Origin of the sequence: Paraburkholderia sp. HD33-4, assembly GCF_021390635.1 — a bacterium.
In the GTDB taxonomy this organism is placed as follows: Bacteria; Pseudomonadota; Gammaproteobacteria; order Burkholderiales; family Burkholderiaceae; genus Paraburkholderia.
Genome location: NZ_JAJEJS010000001.1, coordinates 620,165 through 646,324 on the forward strand (window position 1 = coordinate 620,165; position 26,160 = coordinate 646,324).

Sequence of the window (26,160 nt, forward strand, 5' to 3'; positions counted from 1 at the left end):
TCATCGCGTGACGGGATGGCAGACTTCGTTCGCTGTGGGCGACTACCCTTGCGAAAACCCGATAGTGCATTTCCGCAATCGCCTGGCGGAAATGCACCGGGTCGCACCCGACCTATTCCGCCATTGGCCCGCCTATTGCGGGGGCGCTGAAGCCTTCCGATTTCCATGTTTCAGGTTTGAAACGTTAATCGCCGCTTTTATATTCCACTCGCCAATAAAAATCGATTAAATAATCTTTTCTGGCGCGGTGAGTGCTTGTATTGAATGGCGCAAGGGTCGGTCGTGCGGCGCTTGCGCGTACGGTCACGAAAAGTTGCCGATGAGGCGAGGCATGCTCCTGAGGGTGAGGTAAATTTCACTCGTCAGTGGCTAATCCAAGCGAAGAAATACTTTTTAAATACGTGTTGGCGGGTGGATAAAGCGAAGGTGCGCCGTTTTTCGAGTAGTCCCGCAGTGTGCGCTGGCGTACGCATTCATTTTTTAAACTGCATTAAGATTCGCAAGTGCATATTCAACGATATGCGGATAGACGATTAATTCGTTGAAAAGACGGTCGTTTCCGTATTGCCGAATTGCACTGGCTGATCACGTATTCATAGTGCCAATATGTCTGCACTTTCGGACATGGCGGCGGAGTGCCGGAGGCGGTCGCTATGATGCACTGCGCGGAGTTCGCATTGTGCGTGGTCATAAAGGTGTAGTAGATCGTTTCCTGTCGAGAGGATGACTATGACCTGCGCGAGTATCGAGTCTGCAATGCTGCGCTGGGTGCATGCGCCGAGCAAGGGCGTGCGTCGTGTCGCGATTCTGTTGTTCAACGACTGCTCGTTGCAGGGAGCGGGCGTGATCGCCGAGGTGTTCCAGGCTGCCAACGAGCTCGCCACTTCCGGTTCGGGCGCGTGGGCGTACGACGTGTCGTTCTTGTCCGCCGCCGGTGGCATGGTGACTTCGTCGTCGGGTTTGCGCGTGTGGACCGACGGGCTCGACGCGCGCCATTACGGCGGCTTCGACGCGCTTTATGTGGCGGGCGGCAAGGGCGCGGCGTCGGCGGCGCGCGATGAGCGGCTCCTCGGATGGCTGCGGCGCGTGCGTCGCAACACCGCGATGATCCGGTCGATCGCCGAAGGGCGCACGGTGCTCGATGCGGCTGCCCTGCCCGACGAGAAGGATGGCAGCGAGATGCGTCAGCCGGGCTTGACCACGAATGGCTCGCGCGCGGCCGAGCAAGGCGTCGTCGAACTCAGCGACCGGCTGGAATCGATGCGCAGCGCGCTCGCGATGATCAAGCGCGACCTGGGCAACGCGACCGCGCGCTCGGCTGCCGAACGGTTGCTGTCCGACTCGTGCGCGAACCTCACGCCGCTGCTCGGCGAGGACGGCGGCATGAGTCCCGGCGACAAGGTTCGCGCGGCGGCGCGCTGGCTGCAGGAAAACTGCCAGCAGGCGATATCGATTGCGGATGCCGCGCAGGTCGCGGCGATGAGCGAGCGCAACTTTCTGCGCCGCTTCAAGATGGAAATGGGTATCACGCCGTCGAGTTTCCTGCTGCATGAGCGCCTCGCGGTGACGTGCAGCCTGTTGACCGAATCGGAATTGCCGGTCGACAAGATCGCGCGTCGCACCGGCATGGGCAATGGCGATCGTCTCGCGAAGGTGTTCCGCAAGCGGATGAGGATTTCGCCGACCGAGTTCAGGATTCAAAGCCGCCGCATGGCGGGCGAGTAGCGCAGACGGGGCCAATCCGGCATCCGCGCAACACATGCGGGGCCGGGTTCGCTGGTTGTCGTACCTTGCTGATCGATAAGGATTGCCAATATGTTGACGCAGGCAGGTGTGAGCGCACGATCCGTCGAGCCGAACGGCGCAGGCGCCGGGGTGGCTGGGGCGCGCTGCGCGTACATCGTCCCGGTCATTCTCGCGGGCGGCTCGGGCACGCGGCTGTGGCCGGTGTCGCGCGAAAACTTCCCGAAGCAGCTGATCGACGTGGTCGGCTCCGACTCGCTGCTGCAAGCGACCGCGCGGCGGCTGGAGGGCTTCCCGGCGGGCTGGAGCGTCGACGCATCGCCGATCGTCGTGTGCGGCGAGGAGCATCGTTTCGTGATCGCCGAGCAACTGCGCGAAAACGGCGTCGCCGCGCGGCTGATCGTCGAGCCCGCGCGCCGCGACACGGCGCCGGCGCTGACGCTCGCTGCATCGCTCGCTTGCGCGGCCGGCGACGACGCGATCCTGATCGTGATGCCGGCCGACCACGCGATCGCCGACGTGCCCGCGCTGCAGCGCGCGCTGGCGTGCGCGGCGCAGCACGCGAGCGAGGGCGCGATCGCGACGCTCGGCGTGCCGCCGACGCGTCCCGATACCGGCTTCGGCTATATCCGCATCGGCGCGGCATTGCCCGCCGGCGGCCATGCGATCGACGGGTTCGTCGAGAAGCCCGCCGAGGAAATCGCGAGGCAATACCTGAGCGCGGGTACCTACTGGTGGAATAGCGGCATTTTCATCGTGCGTGCGCGCGTGTGGCTCGACACGCTCGCGTCGCTGCGGCCCGACATGCATGCGCCGTGCGCAAGCGCGTTCGCGAGCGGCAAGCAGGAGGGCGAGGTGTTCCGGCCGTCGCACGACGCGTTCGTCGAGGTGCCCGCCGATTCGATCGATTACGCGGTGATGGAGCATCTGAGCGAGCCGCGGCCGGCGCAGGACGACGGCGCGAGCAGCGCCGAAACACAAGGCGTGGCGGCCAACGATACGCAAGTGCAAAGCCCGGCCGCGGTGATTCCCCCGGGCGTCGTGATCCCGCTCGAAGCCGGCTGGTCCGATCTCGGCTCGTGGGACGCGGTATGGGCCGCGATGGAGAAGGACCCGAACGGCAACGCCGGCCGCGGCCGCGTGACCTTCGAAGGCGCAGTGTCCTGCTATGCGCATTCGGAAGGCCGGCTCGTCGCGTGCGTCGGCACCACGAACGTCGTCGTGGTCGAGACCGCCGACGCGGTGCTCGTGGCGGATCGCTCGCATGTGCAGGACGTCAAGGGGCTCGTGTCGCGCATCAAGGCGCAGCACGCGCCGGAGGCCGACGCGCACCGCAAGGTACGGCGCCCGTGGGGCTTCTACGACTCGATCGATCACGGCGAGCGCTTCCAGGTCAAGCGCATCGTCGTGACGCCCGGCGCGAAGCTGTCATTGCAGCTGCATCATCATCGCGCCGAGCATTGGGTAGTCGTGCGCGGCACTGCGCTCGTCACGCGCGGCGAAGAGCAGTTCCTGCTCAGCGAAAACGAATCAACCTACATTCCGCTCGGCACGCGTCACCGCCTGGAAAATCCGGGCAAGGTGCCGCTCGAAATCATCGAGATCCAGTCGGGTACCTATCTCGGCGAAGACGACATCGTGAGGTTCAACGACAACTACGGTCGCTGCCCATAGGCAGCGCATGCACGCCCCATTTGCGAACAGGAAAGGCAGAACGAGGTAAGCAAAATGCGCAAGTTTCAGGATCTGATCGCGCGGATTTTTGATTTCGCTTTGGTATTGGCGGGTGCGGCCGTGGCGTCACGGATCCGCTTCGACTATCTCGGCCCGTCGGGTTTCTACTGGGTGCTGGTGATGTTTTCGGCGGCGTTCGCGCTCGCGATCTTCCCCGCGTTCGGCGTCTACGAATCGTGGCGCGGTCGCTCGAAGCTCGGGCTCGCCGGTCAGGTGTCGCTCGCGTGGCTGATCGTGCAGGCCTGCGCGCTCGTGCTGATGTACTCGCTGCATCGCATCGATTTCGTGTCGCGGCTGTGGTTCTCGTACTGGACCGCGACGACGGGTGGGCTGCTGATCGCGAATCGGCTGGTCACGCACGCGGTGCTCGCGCGGGCGCGCGGCGCGGGCATGAACCTGCATCAGGTCGCAATCGTCGGCAACGGCTCGCAGTGCGATGCGATCCTGCGCCGTATCGAGTCGGCGCCGAGCGCGGGCTTTCGCGCGACCGCCGTCTACAACGCGCGCCCGGACGACTCCGCCGTGACGAATCCGCGCGTGCCGGTGTTCGATCGCGTCGGTCTGCTGGCCGACTACATCCGCAACAACGACGTGCACGAGCTATGGCTGATGCTGTCGCTTTCCGAGGAACCGCTGATCTGCTCGCTGATCGACGAGTTCCGCGACGACCTGGTGAATATCCGCTTCATGCCGGACGTGCGCAGCCATGCGCTGTTCGAAGGCAGCGGCGTGGTCGATCTGTTGGGCGTGCCGGCGATCAATCTGGTCGCGTCGCCGCTGTCGGCCAACGCGATGCTGAAGAAGGAAATTTTCGACCGGCTGTTCGCGGCAGCGGCGATCGTTGCCCTCGCGCCGCTGCTGCTCGGCATCGCGATCGCGGTCAAGCTGTCCTCGCGCGGACCGGTGTTGTTCAAACAGAAGCGCAAGGGCGCGGACGGCCGTGTGTTCACGATCTACAAGTTCCGCTCGATGCGCGTGCATACGGAAGCGAAGGGCGTCTTGAGCCAGGCGACGCGCAACGACAAGCGCGTGACGAAAGTGGGCGCGTTTCTACGCCGCACGAGCCTCGACGAGCTGCCGCAATTTTTCAACGTGTTGCGTGGCGACATGTCGGTCGTAGGACCGCGTCCCCATGCGCTCGAGCACGACGACCTCTATCAGAAGGTGGTCGCGGGCTATATCAATCGCTACCGGATCAAACCGGGAATCACGGGCTGGGCGCAGATCAACGGCTTCCGTGGCGAGACCGACCGCATCGAGAAGATGGAGCGCCGCGTCGAACATGACCTGTACTACCTGGGTCACTGGTCGTTCGCACTCGACATGCGGATCATCGGCGCGACGATTGTCGCCGGACTGGTGCATCGAAACGCTTACTAGAAAGTCAATAACAACGCCTCGGGGCGAAGGAGTAAAGATCATGAGCTCACTTGGTTTTCGCACAGGAAGTCTTGTGGTTTTCGCTAGTGCAGCAGTATTGCTTTCCGGATGCCAAATCGTACCGGGACAACGGATGATCACGCCGGCTGCGCTTCAGGACACAGGTGGCGAATTCAGTACCGAAGCTTCGCAGCAGAAGCAGATCCCGATTACCGATATCAATCTGGAGCTGCTGAAGAAGTTGGGCGACGACCAGAAAGCTTCCCAGCTGCCGCCGGAGACGTTGGCGCTGTTCGGCAAGCCGGGGCCGTACAAGCTGGGCCCTGGCGACGTGCTGCAGATCGTCGTGTGGGATCACCCGGAACTCGCTGCCGCGCTCGGCCAGCCGCCGACCAATGCGCGCACCAGCGATGCGATGCCGGGCTTCCTGATCGATGACCAGGGCAACATCCAGTTTCCGTATGCGGGCACGATGCACGTTGCTGGCATGACCGTCTCGCAGATCCAGCGCGAGCTGAATCAGCGGCTGGGCAAGGTGTACCAGAAGCCCGAGGTGACGGTGCGCGCCGCGTCGTTCCGTAACGCGACGGTGTATGTCGATGGCGAAGTGCGCACGCCGGGCACGCAATCGATCAACGATGTTCCGATGTCGCTGACGAACGCGATCGGCCTGGGCGGCGGCTTCAACTCGACCGCGGATCGCAGCCGGGTCGATCTGATCCGCAACGGCACGACCTATCGGCTGAACATCGACGACCTCGTCAAGCGCGGCCGCAATCCGTCGGACATTTATCTGCAACCGGGCGATACCGTGCGCGTGAATGCGCGCGAGGACGCCGGCGTCTACGTGATGGGCGAAGTCAACAAGCCGGCTACGGTGCTGCCGTTGCGCAACGGCTCGCTGACGCTGTCGCAGGCGATCTCCGACGGCGGCAGTTTCGACTCGAACACGGCCTCGGGGCAGCAACTGTTCGTGATCCGCAATTCGACCAGCGATTCGCCGCAGATCTATCACCTCGATGCGACCTCGCCGGTGGCGATGCTGCTCGCGAACCAGTTCGAGCTGCAGCCGAAGGACATCGTGTACGTCGGTCAGGGCGGTCTGGTCCGCTTCAACCGCGTGCTGAACCTGTTGTTGCCGGCGATCAACGCGGCGGTGACGGGCGTCGTGTTGACGAAGTGACGTAGGCGCGACGCGATATCAGAACCGGCAGGCCTTGTTGGGTGGAAACATGGCGATCAATTACGAAAACCGCTACGCCGGCGTGTATGAACCGGGGCAGTTGCATCTGTCGGACTACGTCCGCACGATCGTGCGCGGTTGGCGCACGGTCCTGACGGTGACGCTGATCGCGCTCGCGCTCGGTTGCGCGTACGCGTTCCTCGCGCCGCCGGTCTATCGTGCGGACGTGCTGTTTCATGTCGAGGACAGGACGTCGAACGCGGCGAACGTCAATTCGAACGGCCGGGATGCGGCGTCGCCGCTTCCCGGCGGGTACGATTCGAAGCCGTCGACGTCCGCGCAGATCGAGCTTCTGAAGTCGCGTCTGGTCACCGAGGAGGCAGTCCGTGCGCTGCACCTCGACATCACCGCGAAGCCGCGCTATTTGCCGGTGCTCGGCAAGAAGATCGCGGGACTCGTGAACGGGCGCTGGTGGTTCAGGCTGCCGTCGTTCATCAACCTGTCCGGGTTCGCGTGGGGCAACGAGAGCATCGCGGTGTCGCGCTTCGACACAACGAAGGACTTGTATGGCGAGACCTTCACGCTGGTCGCGGGCGCCGACAACACCTTCATGCTGCGCGATCCTCACGGCAGCGCGATCCTGTCGGGGCGTGTCGGCGAAACCGTGCAGACCGATACCGCGGTCGGCCCGATCACGCTGCACGTCGACAGCCTGGTCGGCGCACCCGGCTCGCGTTTCGAGCTGACGCGCGCGTCCACGCTCGGCACGGTGAACCATTTGGCGAAGACGATGGTGGTGCAGGAAACCGCGGAAGATTCCGGCGTGATCCGCGTGAGCCTCGAAGGCCCCGACCCGGCGCTGACCACGGCGATCGTCAACAACGTGGCGCACCAGTTCGTGCGTCAGGACCTCGCGAGCCGTTCGACGGAGTCCGACCACACCCTGACGTTTCTCGAACAGCAACTCGCCGACGTGCGCAAGGCGCTCGACGACGCGGAAGAGCGCTACGGCAAGTTCCGCAATACCCATGGCAGCGTCGATCTCGGCGAGCAGAGCAAACTGCTGCTGCAGCAGATCGTCGACAACAAGACGAAGCTGCTCGATCTGCAGCAGCAGCGTGCGCAGCTGTTGCAGCGCTTTACGCCGAACCATCCGACGGTCGCCGCGCTCGACGCGCAGATCGCCGCGTTGCAGGGCGCGCAGGGCACGATGAACCGCAGCGTCTCGACCATGCCGGACACCGAGCAGACCGCGCTGCGTCTGCAGCGCGACGTGCACGTGAACACCGAGCTCTACACGAGTCTGCTCAGCAGCGTGCAGCGGCTGCGGGTCGCGCAGGCGGGACAGGTGGGCGGCGTGCGCGTGGTGGACTTCGCCGAAGTGCCGGATGATCCGGTGCGGCCGAGGCGCATGTTCGTGATCCTGATCTCGCTCGGCGGCGGACTCGCGCTCGGCTTGCTGCTGATCGTCCTGAAGCGCGCGATGCGCGGCGGGGTCGAGCGGCCCGACGACCTGGAAATGATCCTCGGCGTGCCGGTGTTCGCGGCCGTGCCGCGCAGCCAGACCCAGCTGCGCCTGCAGCAGAGCGTGGCGCACCGCCGCCGCGGGCAGCACGTGCTCGCGCAGCAGGCGCCCGGGGATCTCGCCGTGGAAGGGGTGCGCAATCTGCGTACTTCGCTGCAGCTGTCGCTCGATCACGCAGCCAACAACGTGGTGATGATCACCGGCTCGCGGCCCGATGCGGGCAAGTCGTTCCTGTCGGTGAATCTGTCGACGCTGGTCGCGTCGGCGAACAAGCGCGTGCTGATCATCGACGGCGACATGCGGCGCGGCGACGTGCATTCGCATTTTGGCATCTCGCACCAGCCGGGGCTCTCCGACGTGCTGCTCGGCGCAGATCTCGCCACGGCGATCCAGCACGACGTGCTGCCCGGGCTCGACGTGATCCCGAAGGGCAGATTGCCGACGCATCCGGCCGAGCTGCTGATGAGCAAACGCTTCGAAATGTTGCTTGACGAACTGAAGCCACGATACGACCTGGTTATTGTCGATACGCCGCCGGTGCTGGCGGTGACTGACTCGACGCTGATCGGCAAATACGCGGGCACCACGCTGCTGGTGGTGCGCCACGGCCGTCAGCCGCTGCACGAGATCATCGAGACGGCGAAACGGTTGCGCAATGGCGGTGTGGCAATGCGTGGCGTGATGCTGACCGATGTGCCGCAGGAAGCCGCGTTTCTCGGTTCGGGATATCAGGGCGGCTATTACGGCTACGACAGCATTGCCGGTTGAAGGCACGGCCTTCGGCAGAACGCCGGACCATACCACGGCGTCTGTCTACGAATGAGAGCAGTGCGGGTTCGGGGTTCGGATAGGTATCGGGAAACTTTATCTGGGAGAAGGTTCGATGAAACGCAAGGTTGCGCTGATCACCGGCATTACGGGACAGGACGGCTCATACCTGGCCGAGTTGCTGCTCGCCAAGGACTACATCGTACACGGCATCAAACGCAGGGTGTCCCTGTTCAACACGGACCGGATCGATCATCTCTACCGCGATCCGCATGAACCGGAGCAACGACTCTTTCTGGACCACGCCGATCTGACCGACTCGACCAGCCTGCTGCGCGTGATCCAGCGCGTCGAGCCGGACGAAATCTACAACCTCGCGGCGCAGAGCCATGTCGCTGTGTCGTTCGAGGAGCCCGAATACACGGCCAACACTGACGGTCTTGGCACGTTGCGCATCCTCGAAGCGATCAGAATTCTCGGCATGCAGCAGAAAACGCGCTTTTATCAGGCGTCCACGTCGGAACTCTATGGGCTCGTTCAGCAGGTGCCCCAGAACGAAAACACACCGTTCTATCCGCGCAGCCCGTATGCGGTCGCCAAGCTGTTCGCTTACTGGACCACGGTCAACTATCGCGAGGCTTACGGCTTCTACGCGTGCAATGGCATTCTGTTCAATCACGAATCGCCGGTGCGCGGCGAGACCTTCGTGACGCGCAAGATCACCCGCGCGATCGCGCGCATTGCGGTGGGCACGCAGAAGATGCTGTATCTCGGCAATCTGTCGGCGCTGCGCGACTGGGGCCACGCCCGCGATTACGTGGAAATGCAATGGATGATGCTTCAACAGGACCAGCCCGAAGATTTCGTGATCGCTACCGGCGAGCAATACAGCGTGCGTCAGTTCGTTCAGAAGGCGGCCGCTGAACTCGGCATCACCGTGCGCTTCGAAGGCAGCGGCGTGGATGAAGTCGGCATCGTCGAAAAGGTCGAAGGGCGGGAGATCAAGGTGTCGCCCGGCGACGTGATCCTGCGGATCGATCCGCGCTATTTCCGTCCGGCCGAAGTCGAAACGCTGCTGGGCGATCCGTCGAAGGCGCATGCGCGGCTGGGCTGGAAGCCGACCACGTCGTTCGATCAACTGGTCAAGGAAATGGTGCGCTCGGACTACCAGATCGCACGCCGCGACGCACTCGTCACGCTGGCTGGCTTTACTGCATTGGAGCATCACGAGTAACTCGCATCACCGGGCGGCCGGCGGTTTGGTGGTCGGCTGACGTGATGCGCTGCGCGCCCGCAACTGTCGGCTTGCCGCCGACGGCTGCGGGCGCGTATTTTTTTGTTTGCGGGATTGCGGGATTGCGGGATTGCGGGATTGCGGGATTGCGGGATTGCGGGATTGCGCGTTGCGCGTTACGGGAAGGTCCGCGGTTTCTCGCCAGCTCCCCCCGGCGTTACGTTGCGACGCGCATGCATGGGCTTCGCGCGTCGCTCGCCGTCTGCGGCGCAACCTCAATGATGCAGGTAGCGCACCCGGGGCAATGGCTCGGTAACGTCGTCAGCTGACGACACGATCTGCAGTCCAGATTCGCGCTCGGCCCGTGTCGCCAGACGCCGTGCATCCTTGCTGCTCGAATCGATTTGCAGCGCGATACCAGCGTTGCGCGACGTGCAATCCCAGTGCTCGATAGAACGGCAGCCGCGCGCGAGGCTGAGTAGCGCATCGCGCTGCTGTTCGAGCGTATGCACCGTGGAGCGCAGGCGCTGCGCGTCGCGGTTGTCGGGCTGAGCGGCCAGGGCTGCGGCAATCCGCGATTTGGCGGCCGACAGATTGTTCGCCTTCAGACTGACATGTGCCGCTTTCAGATATCTGGCCGCATCGGCGCGTCGTTGATCTTCAGCGCTAATCGGCTGCGGCGCTGCGGCGCGCGACGTATCCGGCGTTGCCGACGCGATGGAGCGCTGCTCGGATGGCGACGCGGCCGGTGGTGTGGGCGCTGTAGGCCGAACCGACGCGAGGCGTGGCGCGACGATCGCGGGTCGTTGTTGCGCGGGGGCGCTCGGCCGAGCATCGGCGCGCGGATTGCTTTGTGCGCTAGTCGGGTGATTGTCGGCGGCGCGCGCGGTATCCGGCGTTGTCGACGCGATGTGGCGCTGCTCGGGTGGCGATGCGGCCGGCGGTGTGGGCGCTGCAGGCCGAACCGATGCGACGCGTTGCTCGACGGTGGCGGGTGGTTGCTGCGCGGAGGCGCTCGGCGGAGCATCGGCGCGCAGTTTATTTTGCGCGCTTGGCGGGCGATCGGCAGTCACGCGCGCGGCATCCGGCGTTGTCGACGCGACGCGGGGTTGCTCGAGAGGCGATGCGGCCGATGGTGTAACTGGCGAGGGCCGGACCGATGCGACGTGTTGCTCGACGGCACTCGGCGACGCGGCCGTGCGAAGTTTGTCTTCGGCGCCAACTGGCGGAGCGACAGTCACGCGCGCGGCATCCGGTGTTGTCGACGCGATGCGGTGTTGCTCCGGCGGCAACGCGGCTGGCGCTGTAACGGGCGAGGACCGGACCGGAGCGGGCTGCTGCGCGAGCTCAGCGGGCGGTTGCTGCGAACTGCCTCTCGGCCGGGTATCGACGCGCAGCTTATCGTTCGTGTCAGTCGGCGGAGTGGCGGTGACTCGCGCGGCATCCGGCGTTGTCGACACGGCCTGGCGCCGCTCGGGTGTCGATGCGGCCGGTGGGGTAACTGGAGTAGCCGGCGAGGACGCGACCGACGCAAGGCGTTGCGCCACGTCTGCTGTCTGGTGTTGCTGGTGTTGCTGCTGTTGCTGGGCGACGCCGCTCGGCAGCAATTGTTTGCCTGCCGCCCTGGAGTCCCCGGCGGCAGCAGCGGAGGTCTTGCCGTTTGGTGCAGACACGAGGCCGGTCGACGCGAGCGGCACACCCACGCGCAACTCGTCGCCGTGAATGCAGGCCAGATACACAGCGGAACTCACCGCCAACACCGATACGGCCAGCACGATGCGGCCGCGTGAGCGCCGTTTGGCTTTCGCGACCAACTCGGCTTCGTCGATCGAATCGTAGCGATAGACCAGCGTGCCCGGCGAAGGCTGCCAGATTCTGCGCGCCGGTAGTTTGACCGCATCAGCGCCAAACGCTTCGAGCGCGACCGAATGGCACGAAAGACAAGGCGAGAAGCGGCCAACCAGAGGCGCACCGCAGTTATCGCAGCGTCGGGGATCTTGCTGATTGGCAGTGATATCCGTAGACATAGCCGGTCCCTCACGGGCGTCTTATGACGACGCCTCGGTCAAAGAAACACGAAACGGCAACGAGACTCGCAAGCAGTGAATTACTGCGCGACGACGTACCCTCGCGCCTGCATGCACGCGGCGTAGGCGGCCCAATAGCGCGTCATCGGCGGCTCGGGCGCGGGCAGCGGCGGCAGCTTGACGTCGGATGCCGCGTTCGCCTGCAACGCTGCGTCCGATGCAGCCGACGCGCCGACTGCCTCGCTCGCGCCTGCGGCCGCAGTGGTCTTTGCTGTTGACGCACCTGCCGCTGCGGTGGCCGAGGCACGCGCACCAGCGGCGGCCGCGGCGGCGATGGCCGCGTCCGCCGCATTTGCCGACGAAGCGCCGCTGGGCGCGCCCGCGATCGGCATGCTCGCACCGTTCGGCATGCTTGCACCGTCCGGCATGCTTGCGGCGGCGTACGGCAGTGGTGTGGCGGAGAAGGAACTGGGCGGCAGAGGCGGCTTCGACGGCGCGCCCGTCGACGAGCCTTTCGCTACCGGCTTTGGACGCGGAGGGACCTGCGGCTCGCGACGGATGTCGACGTTGCTGACGCGGCTCGCTTCCGCGTAGCACATCGCGTTGTCGACGCCGCGCTCATAGGGGCTCTGACTACGGATCGGATAGGTGAGTGGCTGCCACGCGAACGCGGCACTGCTCGTCACCAACAGCGTTAGTACGGTATATGTTTTAGATGGCATCGCAGTCACTCCCGCAGCGATGTTTCGCCGATTGTTAGTGTTGTCCTTGAGCACTTTCGTGGTCTGCCTTTTGCCGGCGCGCTGCCGGTCAGGCTATCGAAGGCTGGTCCAACGAGCGTAACACTCGCTAGTCGCGATGCGACGCATCGGATAGCGCGCGAAAACGCCATCGTGCAGTGCAATCAGGACACAATTGGCGAACCCGCGTTGAAGATCGGGACAATCCCTGGCCGCCACGAAGGATCGTCAGGAGTCGAAGATGAAGAACCTATCGTATCGCTATCGGCCGCTTTGCGCAGCGCTCTGTCTGTCGATGCTGTCGCTCGCCGCGCCGCCGGCGAGCGGCGCGAGCGACGCCAACATGAGCGCGGAGACGGCGGGCGAGCGCGCGAACTTCGCGCAGGCGTTCTGCGACGTGTCGCCCGAGCGCATCGGCGCCTATAAGGAGCGGCTCCGGAAGGTGCTGACCGGTGCGACCGATTTCGATCAGCACTGGAACGCGGGCTGGCATCGCGCGGACAACAGCAATAGCCAGATGAACGCGCTGCGCGAGCGCGATCCGAAGGAATTCGCGGCGCGCATCAAGGTCAACTGCGAACGGCTCAAGTGGGTGGCGGGCAATGCGCTGCACCCGCCTGCGCCGAAGTGAGTTGAACGGCACGAGCCAGTCGGTGTCGGAGACTTCTCGACCTTGCGACCTTATGCTCAATCGGCCGAGGGTATTCCCTGGGAACGGGTGATCCGGCGGTATACATTGCGGCGCGCGGCTGAGGTTTGGCTGCCATATCGCCCCAGCGCAGCGTGGCTGCAAGCCTTAAATCGCGCTGCAAGTGATTGTTTTTGCTCGCATTCGCCTGTGGCGCTCACCGCTGCGCCGCAGCGCCCGGTCCGCGCCGGTCGTGGCAAAACCCCGCCCGCGGCGGCGCTGCTCCTCACTTCTTGAATTTGTCACCACCCGTCCATATAATTAGCACTCGCTGCACGAGAGTGCTAACAACATCTCCGGTTGGCTCGGCCAGCCGGGTTTTCTCAGCGTTCTTCAGTCTCAATCAGAGAGGAGTATGTATGAACCTTCGTCCTTTGCATGATCGCGTGATCGTCAAGCGTCTGGATCAAGAAACCAAGACCGCGTCGGGCATCGTGATCCCCGAAGCCGCAGCGGAAAAGCCGGATCAAGGTGAAATCCTCGCAGTCGGCCCGGGCAAGCGCGACGACAAGGGCGCAGCCATTGCGCTCGACGTGAAGGTCGGTGACCGCGTCCTGTTCGGCAAGTACGCAGGCCAGACCGTAAAGGTCGACGGCAACGAACTGCTGGTGATGCGCGAAGAAGACATCATGGCCGTGGTGCAGAAGTAAGCGCAAGGTCGCTACTTCCCCGGTTATATCCAAAGTATTCAAGGAGTTAGAAGATGGCAGCTAAAGACGTCGTATTCGGTGATTCCGCCCGTGCCAAGATGGTCGAAGGCGTGAACATTCTCGCCAACGCTGTGAAGGTCACGCTGGGTCCGAAGGGCCGCAACGTGGTCCTCGAGCGCAGCTTCGGCGGCCCGACGGTCACCAAGGACGGTGTGTCGGTCGCGAAAGAGATCGAACTGAAAGACAAGCTCCAGAACATGGGCGCGCAAATGGTCAAGGAAGTCGCTTCCAAGACCAGCGACAACGCAGGCGACGGCACGACGACCGCTACGGTTCTCGCGCAATCGATCGTCCGCGAAGGCATGAAGTACGTCGCATCGGGCATGAACCCGATGGACCTGAAGCGCGGCATCGACAAGGCTGTTGCAGCCGCAATCGAAGAACTGCGCAAGATCAGCAAGCCGTGCACGACCAACAAGGAAATCGCTCAGGTTGGCGCGATCTCGGCGAACAGCGATTCGTCGATCGGCGATCGTATCGCTGAAGCGATGGACAAGGTCGGCAAGGAAGGCGTGATCACCGTCGAAGACGGCAAGTCGCTGCAAGACGAGCTGGACGTCGTCGAAGGTATGCAATTCGACCGCGGCTACCTGTCGCCGTACTTCATCAACAACCCGGACAAGCAAGTCGCCGTTCTGGACAACCCGTTCGTGCTGCTGCACGACAAGAAGGTGTCGAACATCCGTGATCTGCTGCCGGTGCTCGAGCAAGTCGCGAAGGCTGGCCGTCCGCTGCTGATCATCGCTGAAGACGTCGAAGGCGAAGCGCTCGCAACGCTGGTCGTCAACAACATCCGCGGCATCCTGAAGACTGTCGCCGTCAAGGCTCCGGGCTTCGGCGATCGTCGTAAGGCGATGCTGGAAGACATCGCGATCCTGACCGGCGGTCAGGTCGTCGCTGAAGAAACCGGCCTCACGCTCGAGAAGGCAACGCTGGCTGAGCTGGGCCAGGCGAAGCGCATCGAAGTGGGCAAGGAAAACACCACGATCATCGACGGCGCTGGCGAAGCAGCGAACATCGAAGCTCGCGTCAAGCAAGTGCGCAAGCAGATCGAAGAAGCGACCTCGGACTACGACCGTGAAAAGCTGCAAGAGCGCGTTGCCAAGCTGGCAGGCGGCGTTGCAGTGATCAAGGTCGGTGCTGCGACCGAAGTCGAAATGAAGGAAAAGAAGGCACGTGTCGAAGACGCACTGCATGCAACGCGCGCAGCTGTGGAAGAAGGCATCGTCGCTGGTGGCGGCGTCGCGCTGATCCGTGCACGTACGGCGATCGCTGGCCTGAAGGGCGCTAACGCCGATCAGGACGCAGGTATCAAGATCGTCCTGCGCGCAATGGAAGAGCCGCTGCGTCAGATCGTCACCAACGGTGGCGAAGAAGCGAGCGTCGTGGTGGCAGCGGTTGCTGCTGGCAACGGCAACTACGGCTACAACGCAGCGACCGGCGAGTACGTCGACCTGGTCGACGCAGGTGTCGTGGACCCGACGAAGGTGACGCGCACGGCGCTGCAAAACGCAGCTTCGGTCGCTGGCCTGCTGCTGACGACCGACGCAGCTGTCTGCGAACTGCCGAAGGAAGATGCTCCGATGCCTGGCGGCATGCCCGGCGGCATGGGCGGCATGGGCATGGACATGTAATTCCGCTCGGGCCTCGTGGTCCGGCCGCGTGGTTGAACCACCGCGGCTGGGTCACCGACGAGGCCCGGCTGGAAGTCCCTGCCGGGAGTGCGCCGCGAGGCGTATTCCCAAACGAAAAAACCCGCATAAGCGGGTTTTTTCGTTTGGAGCCGGCGTGACGTGAAGATCGGCGGGTACGTGCGGAAATGCTTCGTGCGGATCAGGCGCCTGCCGTGTGAACCAAACGATGAGTCGATGTTCCGAGACACTTTTCGCGCAGGTATTGGAAGATCTGCGCCACGCTTTCCGCCGGGCTCAGCGTGCCCGTGTCGACGTGAAGATGCGGATCGATTGGCACTTCATAGGGTGCCGATACGCCCGTGAACGAGCTGATCTCGCCAGACCTCGCTTTCGCGTAAAGACCTTTGGGATCGCGGCTCGCGCAAGTGGCGAGCGGGGCGGACACGAAGGTCTCGACGAACTTGTCGGGGCCAATGATTTCGCGCGCCATCGCCCGGTCTTCGCGTATCGGCGAAATCAGTGCGGTAATCACGATCAGGCCGGCGTCGTTCATCAACTGGGCGACATGCGCGACGCGGCGGATGTTTTCGCGCCGGTCGTCGCGATCGAAGCCCAGGTCGCTCGCCAGACCGTGGCGAACGTTGTCGCCGTCGAGCACATAGCAGGCATGACCGAGCGCGATCAACTGCTCCTCGAGCGCGAACGCGAGCGTCGATTTGCCGGCGCCGGACAGGCCGGTCAGCCAGATCGTGGCCGGCGTCTGATCGAACAGGCGTATGCGGTCCTGCACCCCGATGTTGCCGTGGAAGCGTTGCACGAAGCTCGGCGGCTCTTTCATGGATAAGTTCTCCTGACTCTTCCGGCTTACTCGCAGTGCCAGCCTTGCCGCCACGTCCCTGCGTTGTGCAGGCTTTCGGTGGAATCGGCGATGGTAACGCGAAAGCCTTCCCGATTCCCGTCTGGCAGCGCAATCGAAAATCCGCTGTGCGAGCTCGGATAACCGGCACTCGCTACATCGGGCCGCGGGTCGCCGCTGTGGCCGGTCGCGACGATCTGCGCACCGACCCGCACCTCGAGCGGTACCTGCCGCTCCGGCCGGCTCAGATTGACGGCCCAGCCGTACACAACGCCTTCCAGCACGGTATCGACGAAGCCGTCGAACAAGTCGACCGGCGGACGCTGGCGGCTTTGCGCGAACTCCAGATAGGTGTCGATCGGCGTCAGATCGAAGCGGCGGATCACCTCATGCACGCGCGACAGGAACGAGCCGTCGAAGCCGAAAACCGGCGAGCTGTAGACGTGCGGATTCTCGAGCTGATTGACTTCGGACTGAATCACGCGGACCAGTTCCAGCGCATTCGAAAAGACGTCGCCGGTTTCTTGCGCATAGGCTTCGACGATCCGGCTCGCGTCGCGGAACAGCTCGTAATCAAAGCTGTTGTCCTCGATGAACTTTTGTCTGGCCGTGTCGCTTATGTGCCCGTTGCCTTGCGGCGTGCCATTGGTGCGATTCGTTTCGAAATAAAACGGTAATTTCATCCCGGTCGAACCGCAGAGCCGTAGTAGGAATTCGCTGATGTCCTCGCAAACGCCGACTGTACCGATCTGCTCGCGCAAATGGATTCGCGCGACGGCGAGACTCGCTTCGTTGACCGCCGGCTCGCCGCTCAGCATCTGCACGAACAGGTTCCTGCCACCGATCGATTCGCGGACCCACTCGTCGAGCGACAGTACGCCTTGCTGCGCCAGCGCCTCCGGCGTCGATACGCTGACGCCGCGGGTGACCTCGCCGTTCTTGCCGTTCGCCGCATACCAGTAGTGCGAGATCTGGCGCGCGAGCGGATCTCTCAAGATCGTGCAGTAGTTGACCGGATGTTTGATCACCCGATGAATGCCGTACGGTTGATGGCCCCCACCGACCTGGGTCTCGAGCAGCTTTGCGCGACAGTTTCCCCATCCATCCTGATCCCAGACAAAACTGATGAATTGATCATTCCCTTTATTCAAATCAAAACACGAAATGACTGTCGAACCGCCGCATTTCGGTGGATGGATGAAAAAGGTGGGCAACGACATGTGGGGACATATGATTTGTTAAGAATCCGTTAAGTCTAGACAATGCGTGTCATCGACGTTGTAACGTTTGATTACGCCACAAAACGTCCGGTTACATTGGCTCGCGAGCAAAATTCATGCTCACATGCGAAATACATCGTCTCCAAAGCTCACGATATGCACGGCCGCGGCAGCATCGATAGCGAAATTGGAATTGCGTTATTCATTTAGGCAAAAATCGAATGAAAATTCGCAGAAATCGCGCAAAGGACATTGAATGAAAAAACCCGCCTGGAAGCGGGTTTTTAGTCAATTCCGATGAATGGCGCGGTCAGTGCCGCGCTTCTCCGGGCTCCGCGCCCTTGCCTTGCGCGGGCGGCGTTTCGTCGTCGTCGCTGCTGCGCGCCCAGAAGAAGCGATCGGGCATGTACGCCCCCATGCCTGGCCGAAATGCATTGCGCACCGCCTGATACAGATACTCCTGGCTTTCGCGCACCGCTTCCGCCGGCTCCTGGCCGTTGGCGAGCAGCGCCGCGATCGCCGAGCCGAGCGTATCGGTCAGGCCCGTCAACCGATGCGGCACGCGGTCCCACATGTCCTGACGCACCTGGCCGTCCTCGCTGAAGAGGGTGTTGACGAGCCGATGCGTGCCGGTTTCGGTCGACAGAATGTACTCGCAGCCCTGCGACAGCAGGTGCGAGATCGCCGCGTCGAGGCTCGGTGCCTCCGCGTCGCCGTCGGGCTGCGCGAGCGCGAGCAGGGTGGCCGAGTCGGCGACCAGCAGCGTGGTTTGCGGCGCGAGCAGATCGGCGATCGCTTCGCGCAGTTCGTCGGCGGCGAGCACGTGTTCGTCGTCGAGCGTGAAGTCTGGGGCGAGGATCAGCGGGATGTCGTCGTAGTCGGCGACGACTTCCGCGATCGCGCTCACCACTTCGGCGCGCGTGCACGCGCCGACCTTGAATGCGGCGATCGGCATGTCCTCGAGCAGCATGCGCGCCTGCGTCGCGACGACTTCGGGGTCGAGCCCGGTGACTTCGTCGCAGCTCGCCGAGTCGCGCACGGTATAGCCCGTGAGCACGGAAACGCCGTGGCAGCCCATGCTGGCAAGTGTCATCAGGTCCGCCTGCAGGCCGGAGCCGCCGGTGGGATCGGAGAGGCCGAAGGTGAGGACGATCGGAGGCGTGTCGCTGGGCATGAAAATGGATAAGGAAAGCAGGATTTCGGCGCACAGTGCGCAATTGGCTCAATTATGCGGCCTAAACCGTGCAGAGGGCGTTTTTTCGCGCGACAGGGCCCGTTCGAGGCTGCCTCGCTGCCCGCTGTTGCGGTGGGTCGGCGCGGATCGTTTTGAAGTTGCCGCGCTAGCGCCGCGAGCTTGCCCGAGGGCTCGCTCCACCGTTTGCCGGGTCGCCGCTATCGCGTGGCATGGCGTCGCAAGCGGGGCGTGCGCGGCATGCGGGCGCACCGCCGAAGGCCGGTCCACGCTACGATTGCGCGTTTTCGATTGCTAGGCATGGGGGCGGCAACACGGTACCATCATGGCTCCCGCTTCCACGGACTCAACGACGCGACAAAAGAATGGAATATCAAAGCTGGATGTGCCTGATTTGCGGCTGGATTTACGACGAAGAGGCCGGCTTGCCCGACGAAGGCATTGCGCCGGGCACGCGCTGGGAAGACGTGCCCATCAACTGGACGTGTCCGGAGTGCGGAGCGCGCAAGGAAGACTTCGAAATGGTCCAGATCTGAAGTTCGGCAAGCCGCCGGCGTCAGCCGGTCGATGGTTCCGGCGCCGCGGTCTGACGGGTTCGTGCGGAACGCCTGAAGCTTCGGCCCCAAAACCGGGTCCCGAGGTTCGGTCCCGAACCTGAACCCTGAGCTTCGCTCCCGAAAGTCTGCGGTGTCGTGCACCGCGCAATTGCTGCAATCGCTTGATGCGTCCGGCGCGCCGGCGCCTGTCTGAGCGCGCCGGCGCGGAACATCGCCGGACGCGTCGTGTCGCAACGGTAGTCTGTCATTGTCCTGTCGCCGGTTCGCGCGTTGGCCGCTCACTCAGCACGCGGCGCGAAGCGACGGCCCCGTCAGCTTCGTGTCGCCTGCCCATGACTCTTCGATCCGCAGCACCCGTTTCCATCGATGCACTGCCGAATCCGCGCGGCGGCGCGGTCCGCCCTGCGGAACTCGCGCTCGCCGAGGCGTCCCTCGCGTTCGAGCAGCGCAACGAGAGCGGTGCCGCGCTGCTGCGCGCGTCGCATGCATTGCGCACGGCGGGCTGGCTCAGCGCGCAGCGTTTCGCCGACGCGCTCGTGCGGCTCTCGCCGCTCGCGAGCGGCGAGCCAGCCGAAGCGGAAAGCGCGCGGCCGGTGTTCGGCGCGGCGCTGCGCGACTTCCGCGCGGCGCTCGAGCGTCACAATCTGCGCGAGCTAAGCTGCTCGCCGACGCTGTTCAACCACTATCGCGAGCTGTGCGCGCAACTCGTCGAACCCACGCCGGGCTCCGCCGTCGCGTTCGAAGACCTCGCGTTGTGCGCGCGGCCGGTGCCGCCGGCTTCGCTGCACGCGCAATCGGCCGATCAGCTTGCACATCAGCGGGCGCGCTACGAGCGCGCATTGCTGCCGGTGCTGCGCTCGCAGGCCGACACGGGCAGCGCGGTGGCGCTTGCGGTCACGAACGCCGCGCTCGACGAGCTCGACGCCGTCTTCGCCGAACTCGCCGGCCCCGATCCCTACGACTTCTGGCGGCTCGCACGCGCCTGCGCGAAGGCGCTGCGCGCGCGCGGCCACGCGATCCGCGATGTCGACGCGCGGCGCTTCTACGCGCGCTGCAACCTGGCGCTCGCGGATCACGCACGCGGCATCGAGCGCGCGCCGCGTTCGCTGGTGCGCGCGACGCTCGCGCTGTTGTGGCGCGACTACGCGCTGTTCGGCGCGGCCGCGCAAGACGCCGACCAGGTCGAAGTGCTGCACGATTACGGCTTGACCGTCGACTGGCACGTGGCCGGCACGCAGTCGTCGGAGGCGCTGTGGGAGGCCGGTGCGCGCGAGGCGCAGTCGCTGCCGCACACGCGCGATCTTGGCGTGCTGAGCGTCAACGCGAACGCGTACGAAGACTTTCTGCAGACCGCCGACGCGTCGATCGAGGCGCTCGCCGCGCATGCCCGCGCGGCCGATCAGCCGGAGAAAGCCGATCCTGGCGAAGCGCTGCAGGCGGGTGACGCCGCCTACCGGCTCGGCTCGGCCGCCTGCGCGCTCGGCCTCGGCGACGTGGCGCTGCTCGCCGACGCGCTCGGTCTCGCATGGCGGCGTCGCGCGCATGCGGGCGTCGCGACGCCGGCGGTGCGCGCGCACGTGATCGTCGGCGCGCCGCCGGCCGACACGCTCGAGCAGGCCGCCGAGGCCTTGCGCGCCACGCTGCACAAGGTCGCCGCGGGCGTTGGGCCGGCCGGCCGCAGCTTCAACCAGGCGGCGCTCGCCGCCCTCACCCGCGCGATCGAGCAGGGCGGCGCTTGAAGCGCAAGCCGGCTCGAACCAAACGCGCGACGTGGCGCGCGAATTGCGTTCGCAACGCCTCGACTGACACGCGCCGGACCCGCTGAATCCCATTGTGACAAGTCACAATCTCACCACCGCGCGAGGCGCGCCGAACCTGCCGTTCTACGCGGTGTTTCGGCGCCTGATCGCGGCATGGCACGAGTCGCGCGCGTGATAGAGTGCAACTTGATCCGGCGTCGATGGCGCGGCACGTAGCGTGCAACCCAACGTGCGGCAATGCTCAAAGCAGCCCGCCATCCCGCATCGTCTTTGCTAAAATCCGAACTATGTCCAAGAGTACCGATCGCATCAATCTGACCAACCAGTTCCTGATCGCCATGCCGAACATGGCCGATCCGACGTTTTCAGGAACGGTGGTCTACCTTTGCGATCACAGTGAGCGCGGCGCGCTCGGCCTCGTGATCAACCGGCCGACCGATATCGACCTGCAGGCGCTCTTCAATCGCATCGATCTGAAGCTCGAGATCGAACCGCTTCTCCATGTTCCCGTGTATTTCGGCGGCCCGGTGCAAACCGAGCGCGGCTTCGTGCTGCACGATCCGAAAGGCGGCAACGCATACACGTCGTCGATGTCGGTGCCGGGCGGGCTCGAAATGACCACGTCGAAAGACGTGCTCGAGGCCGTCGCGAGCGGCACCGGTCCGGAGCGCTTTCTGCTGACGCTCGGTCACGCTGGCTGGGGCGCGGGTCAGCTCGAGGACGAAATCTCCAAGAACGGCTGGCTGACCGTCGAGGCCGATCCGAAGATCGTCTTCGACGTGCCGGCCGAAGATCGTCTCGAAGCGGCGCTCGCGCTGCTCGGCGTGTCGCTGTCGATGCTGTCGGGCGAGGCTGGGCACGCATGAGGGGCCGCGCATGAATCTGCCGGCCGGACGTGAGGCGACGCTGCTTGCGTTCGACTACGGCGAGAAACGCATCGGCGTGGCGGTCGGCAATTCGCTGACGCGTCGCGCGCGGCCGCTCGTCGTCGTGCAGAACCGCAGCAAGGAATACCGCTTCGACGCGCTCGGCAAGCTGATCGCCGAATGGAAACCCGATGCGCTGGTGGTCGGCCTGCCGATGCACCCCGACGGCACGCCGCACGAGCGCACGCAGCTCGCGAAGCGCTTCGGCAACCAGCTGAACGGCCGCTTCAATCTGCCGGTCACGTGGGTCGACGAGCGCTACTCGTCGGTCGAGGCCGAGGCGGAAATCCGCGCCGGCAACGCCCGCGCCGACATGCTCGATGCCGAAGCCGCGAGCATCATCCTCCAGCAATATCTTGACGGACTTTCCGACGATCATGAGTTCCATTGACGCCGAAGCGCTGTATCGCGCGTTGCTCGACCAGATTCGCGCGGCGTATGGCGATCAGCTCGCCGCGGCGCAGGACGGCGCCGAAGCGGCGGTGCTGGCCGGTATCCATAGCGGTGGTGCCTGGCTCGCCGAGCGGCTCGCACACGACCTGAATTTGCCGAGCTTCGGCGTCGTGAACGTCGCGCTGCATCGCGACGACTACGCGAAAAAAGGGCTGCACGCGCAGGCGAGCCCGACCTCGCTGCCGTTCGCGGTCGACGGCCGTCGCATCGTGCTGGTCGACGACGTGCTGTACACCGGCCGCACGATTCGCGCGGCGGTGAACGAGCTGTATGACTATGGCCGGCCGGCCTCGGTCGAACTCGCGGTGCTCGCCGATCGCGGCGGACGCGAGTTGCCGGTGGCGGCGCGCTTCGTCGGCGGCGTGGTCGACGTGCCTACCGACGCCACGCTCGTGCTGGCCCACGAAGACGACGGCGCGGGCGGCCAGCGGTTCTCTTTTCACACTGAAGCACGCGTCGATTGAAGCGCGCGCGAGCGGCGTGTCGACGCGACCTCGATCACGTTGAAGCCCGTATTTGAAGCAGGTACATCATGAACACCGCCACCCAGGCTCCGCAAGATTCCTCCGCTAGCGCATCCGGGCGCTTTCGTTACGGCTTCCTGAAGGGCAATCCGCAGCTCACGAAAAACGGCGAGCTCAAACATCTGCTGTCGATCGAGGGGCTGCCGAAGGCCATCGTCAATCACATTCTCGAGACCGCCGACCAGTTCGTCAGCGTGACCGATCGCGAAGTGAAGAAGGTGCCGCTGCTGCGCGGCAAATCGGTGTTCAATCTGTTCTTCGAGAACTCGACGCGCACGCGCACCACGTTCGAGATCGCGGCCACGCGGCTGTCGGCCGACGTGCTGAACCTGAACATCAACGCGTCGTCGACGAGCAAGGGTGAATCGCTGCTCGACACGATCAACAATCTGTCGGCGATGCACGCGGATCTGTTCGTCGTGCGTCACGCGTCGAGCGGTGCGCCGTTCCTGATCGCGCAGCACTGCGCGCCGCACGTGCACGTGATCAACGCCGGCGACGGCCGTCACGCGCACCCGACGCAGGGCCTGCTCGACATGTACACGATCCGCCACTACAAGAAGGACTTCACGAAGCTGCGCGTGGCGATCGTTGGCGACATCCTGCATTCGCGCGTCGCGCGCTCGGACATCCATGCGCTGACCACGCTCGGCGTGCCCGAAGTGCGGGCGATCGGTCCGCGCACGCTCCTGCCAGGCGGCCTCGAACAGATGGGCGTGCGCGTGTTTCACAACCTCGACGAAGGCCTGAAGGACGTCGACGTGATCATCATGCTGCGCCTGCAGAACGAACGCATGAGCGGCGCATTGCTGCCGTCGTCGCAGGAGTACTTCAAGAGCTGGGGGCTGACGCCCGAGCGTCTCGCGCTCGCCGCCCCCGATGCGATCGTGATGCACCCCGGCCCGATGAACCGCGGCGTCGAGATCGACTCGCAGGTCGCGGACGGCCCGCAATCGGTGATCCTGAATCAGGTCACGTTCGGTATCGCGGTGCGCATGGCGGTGATGGGGATCGTCGCGGGTAACAACGACTGACGACTGGCAACCAACCACCAGGCAGCGACTGATCAGGAAGCCGAAGCACAGGCTGAACCACAGGTTTAACAAAGGCAGCGCATGAAGATTCATATTCAAGGCGGCACGCTGATCGATCCGGCAGCGGGCACCGAACAGCAGCAGGACATTTTTATCGAGGCTGGCAAGATCGCCGCCCTCGGCCAGGCGCCGGCCGGCTTCCAGGCGGAGCGCACGATCGACGCGCGCGGTCTGTCGATCGCGCCGGGTCTCGTCGACCTGTGCGCGCGCTTGCGCGAGCCGGGCTATGAGCACAAGGCGACGCTCAAATCGGAAATGGCCGCGGCGGTCGCGGGCGGCGTGACGAGCCTCGTATGTCTGCCGGACACCGATCCGACGCTTGACGAGCCGGGCCTCGTCGAGATGCTGAGGTTCCGCGCGCGCAACCTGAATCAGGCGCACGTGTATCCGCTCGGTGCGCTGACGGTCGGTCTCAAAGGGCAGGTCATCACCGAGATGGTCGGGCTGACCGAAGCTGGCTGCGTCGGCTTTTCGCAGGCCGACACGCCGATCGTCGACACCCAGGTGACGATGCGCGCGCTGCAGTACGCGAAGACCTATGGCTTTACCACGTGGCTGCGTCCCGTCGATGCCTACCTCGGCAAGGGCGGGGTCGCCGCGAGCGGCGCGCTGGCGTCGCGCCTCGGTTTGTCGGGCGTGCCGGTGGCCGCTGAAACGATCGCGCTGCATACGATCTTCGAACTGGTGCGCGTGACCGGCGCGCGCGTGCATGTCTCGCACGTGTCGTCGGCGGCGGGTGTGGCGCTCGTGCGCGCGGCGAAGGCCGAGGGCCTGCCGGTGTCGTGCGATGTCACCGTGAACCACGTGCATCTGATCGACCTCGACATCGGTTATTTCGACGCGCAGTTCCGGCTCGATCCGCCGCTGCGTCAGCAGCGCGATCGCGAAGCGATCCGCGCGGGTCTCGTCGACGGCACCATCGACGCGATCTGCTCCGCGCACACGCCGGTCGACGACGACGAAAAGCTGCTGCCGTTCGCCGAAGCGACGCCCGGCGCGACCGGCCTCGAACTGTTCCTGTCGCTGACGGTGAAGTGGGCCGACGAAGCGGGCGTGCCGCTCGCGACCGCGCTCAAGCGCATCACGGCAGCGCCGGCGCAGGTGCTCGGCCTCGAAGCGGCCGGCCAGATCGCGGTCGGCGCCGTGGCCGACCTCTGCGTGTTCGACCGTCACGCTCACTGGCGCGTCGAGCCGCGTGCGCTGAAGAGCCAGGGGCACAACACGCCGTTCCTCGGCTACGAGCTGCCGGCACAGGTGCGCGCGACCGTCGTGTCCGGTCAGCTCGCCTACGAACAGCGCTGAGCGCTATCGTTTCGGTCTAGTCAAGGAAAGCTCCGCCCATGAAGCTCGCGTTACGCAAGGTCCGTCTGATCACGCATCTGCTGCACGGCATGTGGACCGTCGCGACGCGCTTTCCGAACGCGAGCGCCGAGCGGCGTCACGCGCTCAATCGCGCGTGGTCGCTGAAGATGCTGCGTCTGTGCGGCATGCGCCTCGTCGTGCACAACGATGCGGCGCGGCTCGATCGCGGCGCGCTCGTCGTCGCCAATCACATCTCGTGGATCGACATCTACGTGATCAACGCGTGGCGGCCGACGCCGTTCGTGTCGAAGGCGGAGATCCGGCAATGGCCGGTGGTCGGCTGGCTCGCGCAGCAGCTCGACACGGTGTTCATCCAGCGCGAGAAGCGCAGCGACGCGAAGCGCATCATGCACGAACTCGCCGCCCGGCTCGGCGCGGGCGAGCTGATGTGCGTGTTCCCCGAAGGCACGACGTCCAACGGGCTCGAGTTGCTGCCGTTTCACGCGAACATGTTCCAGGCTGCGGTGTCGGCCGGTGCGCCGGTGCAGCCGCTGTGCATCATGTACGAGGACGCGCACGGCCGACAGTCGACGGCACCCGCGTATATCGACGATCTGTCGTTGTCCGACTCGCTCGATATGCTGTTGCGTGGCGGTCCGCTGACCGCGCACGTATACGTCGGCGCACCGCTCGCGCCGGACGCCGACCGGCGGGTGCTCGCGGCGCAGGCCCAGCAAGTGGTCGCGGGCGCGCTGCGCGAGATGCAGGCCGGTAACGCGGTGGCGGGGACGGTCGCGCAAGAGGGCGACGTGGTGGCTGCCGCGTTGTCGGGTGACGCTGCTGCGGCGGGGCAAACGCTGATCGAATCCGTCGACCAGCCGCGCCGCTCGGCTTGAGCGGTGGCGCCGCC

At 64.7% G+C, this 26,160-nt stretch carries 22 protein-coding genes; 17 read left to right on the forward strand and 5 right to left on the reverse strand.

Annotated elements, in window-relative coordinates:
• The first annotated feature begins 729 nt into the window (after positions 1-729).
• The 6 genes from L0U84_RS02825 (at position 730) to gmd (ending at position 9,567) form a co-directional block, all read left to right on the forward strand.
• Positions 730-1,725 (forward strand): GlxA family transcriptional regulator, encoded by a 996-nt coding sequence (locus L0U84_RS02825; protein WP_233847537.1) that lies wholly within the window; start codon positions 730-732, stop codon positions 1,723-1,725.
• Between the two features lie 90 nt (positions 1,726-1,815).
• Positions 1,816-3,417 carry a sugar phosphate nucleotidyltransferase gene (locus L0U84_RS02830; protein WP_233847539.1) on the forward strand — a complete coding sequence of 534 codons (1,602 nt, stop codon included), beginning with the start codon at positions 1,816-1,818 and terminating at the stop codon, positions 3,415-3,417.
• Positions 3,418-3,471: 54 nt separating this feature from the next.
• Complete coding sequence (locus L0U84_RS02835) at positions 3,472-4,857, forward strand: undecaprenyl-phosphate glucose phosphotransferase (protein WP_233847541.1); 1,386 nt, start codon at positions 3,472-3,474, stop codon at positions 4,855-4,857.
• A 40-nt stretch (positions 4,858-4,897) separates the two neighbouring features.
• Positions 4,898-6,040, forward strand: a complete 1,143-nt coding sequence (locus tag L0U84_RS02840) for a polysaccharide biosynthesis/export family protein (protein ID WP_233847544.1) — start codon at positions 4,898-4,900, stop codon at positions 6,038-6,040.
• Positions 6,041-6,089: 49 nt separating this feature from the next.
• The gene (locus L0U84_RS02845; protein WP_233847545.1) at positions 6,090-8,333 is read left to right on the forward strand and encodes a polysaccharide biosynthesis tyrosine autokinase; all 2,244 of its coding nucleotides are present in this window, start codon (positions 6,090-6,092) and stop codon (positions 8,331-8,333) included.
• A gap of 115 nt (positions 8,334-8,448) precedes the next feature.
• Positions 8,449-9,567 carry a GDP-mannose 4,6-dehydratase gene (gmd, locus tag L0U84_RS02850; RefSeq protein ID WP_233847547.1) on the forward strand — a complete coding sequence of 373 codons (1,119 nt, stop codon included), beginning with the start codon at positions 8,449-8,451 and terminating at the stop codon, positions 9,565-9,567.
• Between the two features lie 275 nt (positions 9,568-9,842).
• Here the strand turns inward: gmd and L0U84_RS02855 are convergent, their stop codons facing one another.
• Positions 9,843-11,594, reverse strand: coding sequence for a hypothetical protein (locus tag L0U84_RS02855; RefSeq protein WP_233847549.1), 1,752 nt, complete (start codon positions 11,592-11,594; stop codon positions 9,843-9,845).
• A gap of 80 nt (positions 11,595-11,674) precedes the next feature.
• Positions 11,675-12,316: a hypothetical protein gene (locus tag L0U84_RS02860; protein ID WP_233847551.1), complete on the reverse strand. Its 642-nt coding sequence runs from the start codon at positions 12,314-12,316 to the stop codon at positions 11,675-11,677.
• Positions 12,317-12,575: 259 nt separating this feature from the next.
• Here L0U84_RS02860 and L0U84_RS02865 point away from each other — a divergent pair, with 259 nt between their 5' ends.
• The 3 genes from L0U84_RS02865 (at position 12,576) to groL (ending at position 15,366) form a co-directional block, all read left to right on the forward strand.
• Positions 12,576-12,965, forward strand: coding sequence for a hypothetical protein (locus L0U84_RS02865; RefSeq protein ID WP_233847553.1), 390 nt, complete (start codon positions 12,576-12,578; stop codon positions 12,963-12,965).
• Positions 12,966-13,381: 416 nt separating this feature from the next.
• Positions 13,382-13,672 carry a co-chaperone GroES gene (gene groES, locus L0U84_RS02870; protein WP_008923887.1) on the forward strand — a complete coding sequence of 97 codons (291 nt, stop codon included), beginning with the start codon at positions 13,382-13,384 and terminating at the stop codon, positions 13,670-13,672.
• 53 nt (positions 13,673-13,725) lie between these two features.
• On the forward strand, positions 13,726-15,366 hold the full coding sequence (gene groL / locus L0U84_RS02875; protein WP_233828418.1) for a chaperonin GroEL: 1,641 nt from the start codon (positions 13,726-13,728) through the stop codon (positions 15,364-15,366).
• A gap of 199 nt (positions 15,367-15,565) precedes the next feature.
• On the opposite strand, the gene cysC is transcribed toward groL, so the two are convergent.
• The 3 genes from cysC to L0U84_RS02890 form a co-directional block, all read right to left on the reverse strand.
• Positions 15,566-16,204, reverse strand: a complete 639-nt coding sequence (gene cysC / locus L0U84_RS02880) for an adenylyl-sulfate kinase (protein ID WP_233847555.1) — start codon at positions 16,202-16,204, stop codon at positions 15,566-15,568.
• A gap of 26 nt (positions 16,205-16,230) precedes the next feature.
• Positions 16,231-17,442, reverse strand: coding sequence for a chondroitin 4-O-sulfotransferase (locus L0U84_RS02885; RefSeq protein ID WP_233847556.1), 1,212 nt, complete (start codon positions 17,440-17,442; stop codon positions 16,231-16,233).
• A 310-nt stretch (positions 17,443-17,752) separates the two neighbouring features.
• Positions 17,753-18,616 carry a hydroxymethylpyrimidine/phosphomethylpyrimidine kinase gene (locus tag L0U84_RS02890; protein WP_233847558.1) on the reverse strand — a complete coding sequence of 288 codons (864 nt, stop codon included), beginning with the start codon at positions 18,614-18,616 and terminating at the stop codon, positions 17,753-17,755.
• Positions 18,617-18,999: 383 nt separating this feature from the next.
• On the opposite strand from L0U84_RS02890, the gene L0U84_RS02895 reads away from it, so the two are divergent.
• The 8 genes from L0U84_RS02895 (at position 19,000) to L0U84_RS02930 (ending at position 26,146) form a co-directional block, all read left to right on the forward strand.
• Positions 19,000-19,170 carry a rubredoxin gene (locus L0U84_RS02895; RefSeq protein WP_006047743.1) on the forward strand — a complete coding sequence of 57 codons (171 nt, stop codon included), beginning with the start codon at positions 19,000-19,002 and terminating at the stop codon, positions 19,168-19,170.
• A 353-nt stretch (positions 19,171-19,523) separates the two neighbouring features.
• Positions 19,524-20,930 carry a hypothetical protein gene (locus L0U84_RS02900; protein ID WP_233847560.1) on the forward strand — a complete coding sequence of 469 codons (1,407 nt, stop codon included), beginning with the start codon at positions 19,524-19,526 and terminating at the stop codon, positions 20,928-20,930.
• 308 nt (positions 20,931-21,238) lie between these two features.
• Positions 21,239-21,817, forward strand: coding sequence for a YqgE/AlgH family protein (locus tag L0U84_RS02905; RefSeq protein ID WP_233847561.1), 579 nt, complete (start codon positions 21,239-21,241; stop codon positions 21,815-21,817).
• Positions 21,818-21,827: 10 nt separating this feature from the next.
• Positions 21,828-22,268: a Holliday junction resolvase RuvX gene (gene ruvX, locus L0U84_RS02910; protein ID WP_233847564.1), complete on the forward strand. Its 441-nt coding sequence runs from the start codon at positions 21,828-21,830 to the stop codon at positions 22,266-22,268.
• A complete protein-coding gene (gene pyrR, locus L0U84_RS02915; protein WP_233847565.1) occupies positions 22,255-22,794 on the forward strand; it encodes a bifunctional pyr operon transcriptional regulator/uracil phosphoribosyltransferase PyrR in 540 nt (179 codons plus the stop codon). Before ruvX ends, pyrR begins: the two co-directional genes overlap by 14 nt.
• A gap of 68 nt (positions 22,795-22,862) precedes the next feature.
• A complete protein-coding gene (locus L0U84_RS02920; protein ID WP_233847567.1) occupies positions 22,863-23,888 on the forward strand; it encodes an aspartate carbamoyltransferase catalytic subunit in 1,026 nt (341 codons plus the stop codon).
• An 81-nt stretch (positions 23,889-23,969) separates the two neighbouring features.
• Positions 23,970-25,250, forward strand: coding sequence for a dihydroorotase (locus tag L0U84_RS02925; RefSeq protein ID WP_233847569.1), 1,281 nt, complete (start codon positions 23,970-23,972; stop codon positions 25,248-25,250).
• 38 nt (positions 25,251-25,288) lie between these two features.
• Positions 25,289-26,146 (forward strand): lysophospholipid acyltransferase family protein, encoded by an 858-nt coding sequence (locus L0U84_RS02930; protein ID WP_233847571.1) that lies wholly within the window; start codon positions 25,289-25,291, stop codon positions 26,144-26,146.
• The last annotated feature ends 14 nt before the right edge of the window (positions 26,147-26,160 follow it).

Excerpts from the sequence above, each read along its gene's own strand:
- L0U84_RS02825 (WP_233847537.1), top strand. The coding sequence starts at position 730 with ATGACCTGCGCGAGTATCGAGTCTGCAATGCTGCGCTGGGTGCATGCG.
- L0U84_RS02830 (WP_233847539.1), top strand. The coding sequence starts at position 1,816 with ATGTTGACGCAGGCAGGTGTGAGCGCACGATCCGTCGAGCCGAACGGC.
- L0U84_RS02835 (WP_233847541.1), top strand. The coding sequence starts at position 3,472 with ATGCGCAAGTTTCAGGATCTGATCGCGCGGATTTTTGATTTCGCTTTG.
- L0U84_RS02840 (WP_233847544.1), top strand. The coding sequence starts at position 4,898 with ATGAGCTCACTTGGTTTTCGCACAGGAAGTCTTGTGGTTTTCGCTAGT.
- L0U84_RS02845 (WP_233847545.1), top strand. The coding sequence starts at position 6,090 with ATGGCGATCAATTACGAAAACCGCTACGCCGGCGTGTATGAACCGGGG.
- gmd (WP_233847547.1), top strand. The coding sequence starts at position 8,449 with ATGAAACGCAAGGTTGCGCTGATCACCGGCATTACGGGACAGGACGGC.
- L0U84_RS02855 (WP_233847549.1), bottom strand. The coding sequence starts at position 11,594 with ATGTCTACGGATATCACTGCCAATCAGCAAGATCCCCGACGCTGCGAT.
- L0U84_RS02860 (WP_233847551.1), bottom strand. The coding sequence starts at position 12,316 with ATGCCATCTAAAACATATACCGTACTAACGCTGTTGGTGACGAGCAGT.
- L0U84_RS02865 (WP_233847553.1), top strand. The coding sequence starts at position 12,576 with ATGAAGAACCTATCGTATCGCTATCGGCCGCTTTGCGCAGCGCTCTGT.
- groES (WP_008923887.1), top strand. The coding sequence starts at position 13,382 with ATGAACCTTCGTCCTTTGCATGATCGCGTGATCGTCAAGCGTCTGGAT.
- groL (WP_233828418.1), top strand. The coding sequence starts at position 13,726 with ATGGCAGCTAAAGACGTCGTATTCGGTGATTCCGCCCGTGCCAAGATG.
- cysC (WP_233847555.1), bottom strand. The coding sequence starts at position 16,204 with ATGAAAGAGCCGCCGAGCTTCGTGCAACGCTTCCACGGCAACATCGGG.
- L0U84_RS02885 (WP_233847556.1), bottom strand. The coding sequence starts at position 17,442 with ATGTCGTTGCCCACCTTTTTCATCCATCCACCGAAATGCGGCGGTTCG.
- L0U84_RS02890 (WP_233847558.1), bottom strand. The coding sequence starts at position 18,616 with ATGCCCAGCGACACGCCTCCGATCGTCCTCACCTTCGGCCTCTCCGAT.
- L0U84_RS02895 (WP_006047743.1), top strand. The coding sequence starts at position 19,000 with ATGGAATATCAAAGCTGGATGTGCCTGATTTGCGGCTGGATTTACGAC.
- L0U84_RS02900 (WP_233847560.1), top strand. The coding sequence starts at position 19,524 with ATGACTCTTCGATCCGCAGCACCCGTTTCCATCGATGCACTGCCGAAT.
- L0U84_RS02905 (WP_233847561.1), top strand. The coding sequence starts at position 21,239 with ATGTCCAAGAGTACCGATCGCATCAATCTGACCAACCAGTTCCTGATC.
- ruvX (WP_233847564.1), top strand. The coding sequence starts at position 21,828 with ATGAATCTGCCGGCCGGACGTGAGGCGACGCTGCTTGCGTTCGACTAC.
- pyrR (WP_233847565.1), top strand. The coding sequence starts at position 22,255 with ATGAGTTCCATTGACGCCGAAGCGCTGTATCGCGCGTTGCTCGACCAG.
- L0U84_RS02920 (WP_233847567.1), top strand. The coding sequence starts at position 22,863 with ATGAACACCGCCACCCAGGCTCCGCAAGATTCCTCCGCTAGCGCATCC.
- L0U84_RS02925 (WP_233847569.1), top strand. The coding sequence starts at position 23,970 with ATGAAGATTCATATTCAAGGCGGCACGCTGATCGATCCGGCAGCGGGC.
- L0U84_RS02930 (WP_233847571.1), top strand. The coding sequence starts at position 25,289 with ATGAAGCTCGCGTTACGCAAGGTCCGTCTGATCACGCATCTGCTGCAC.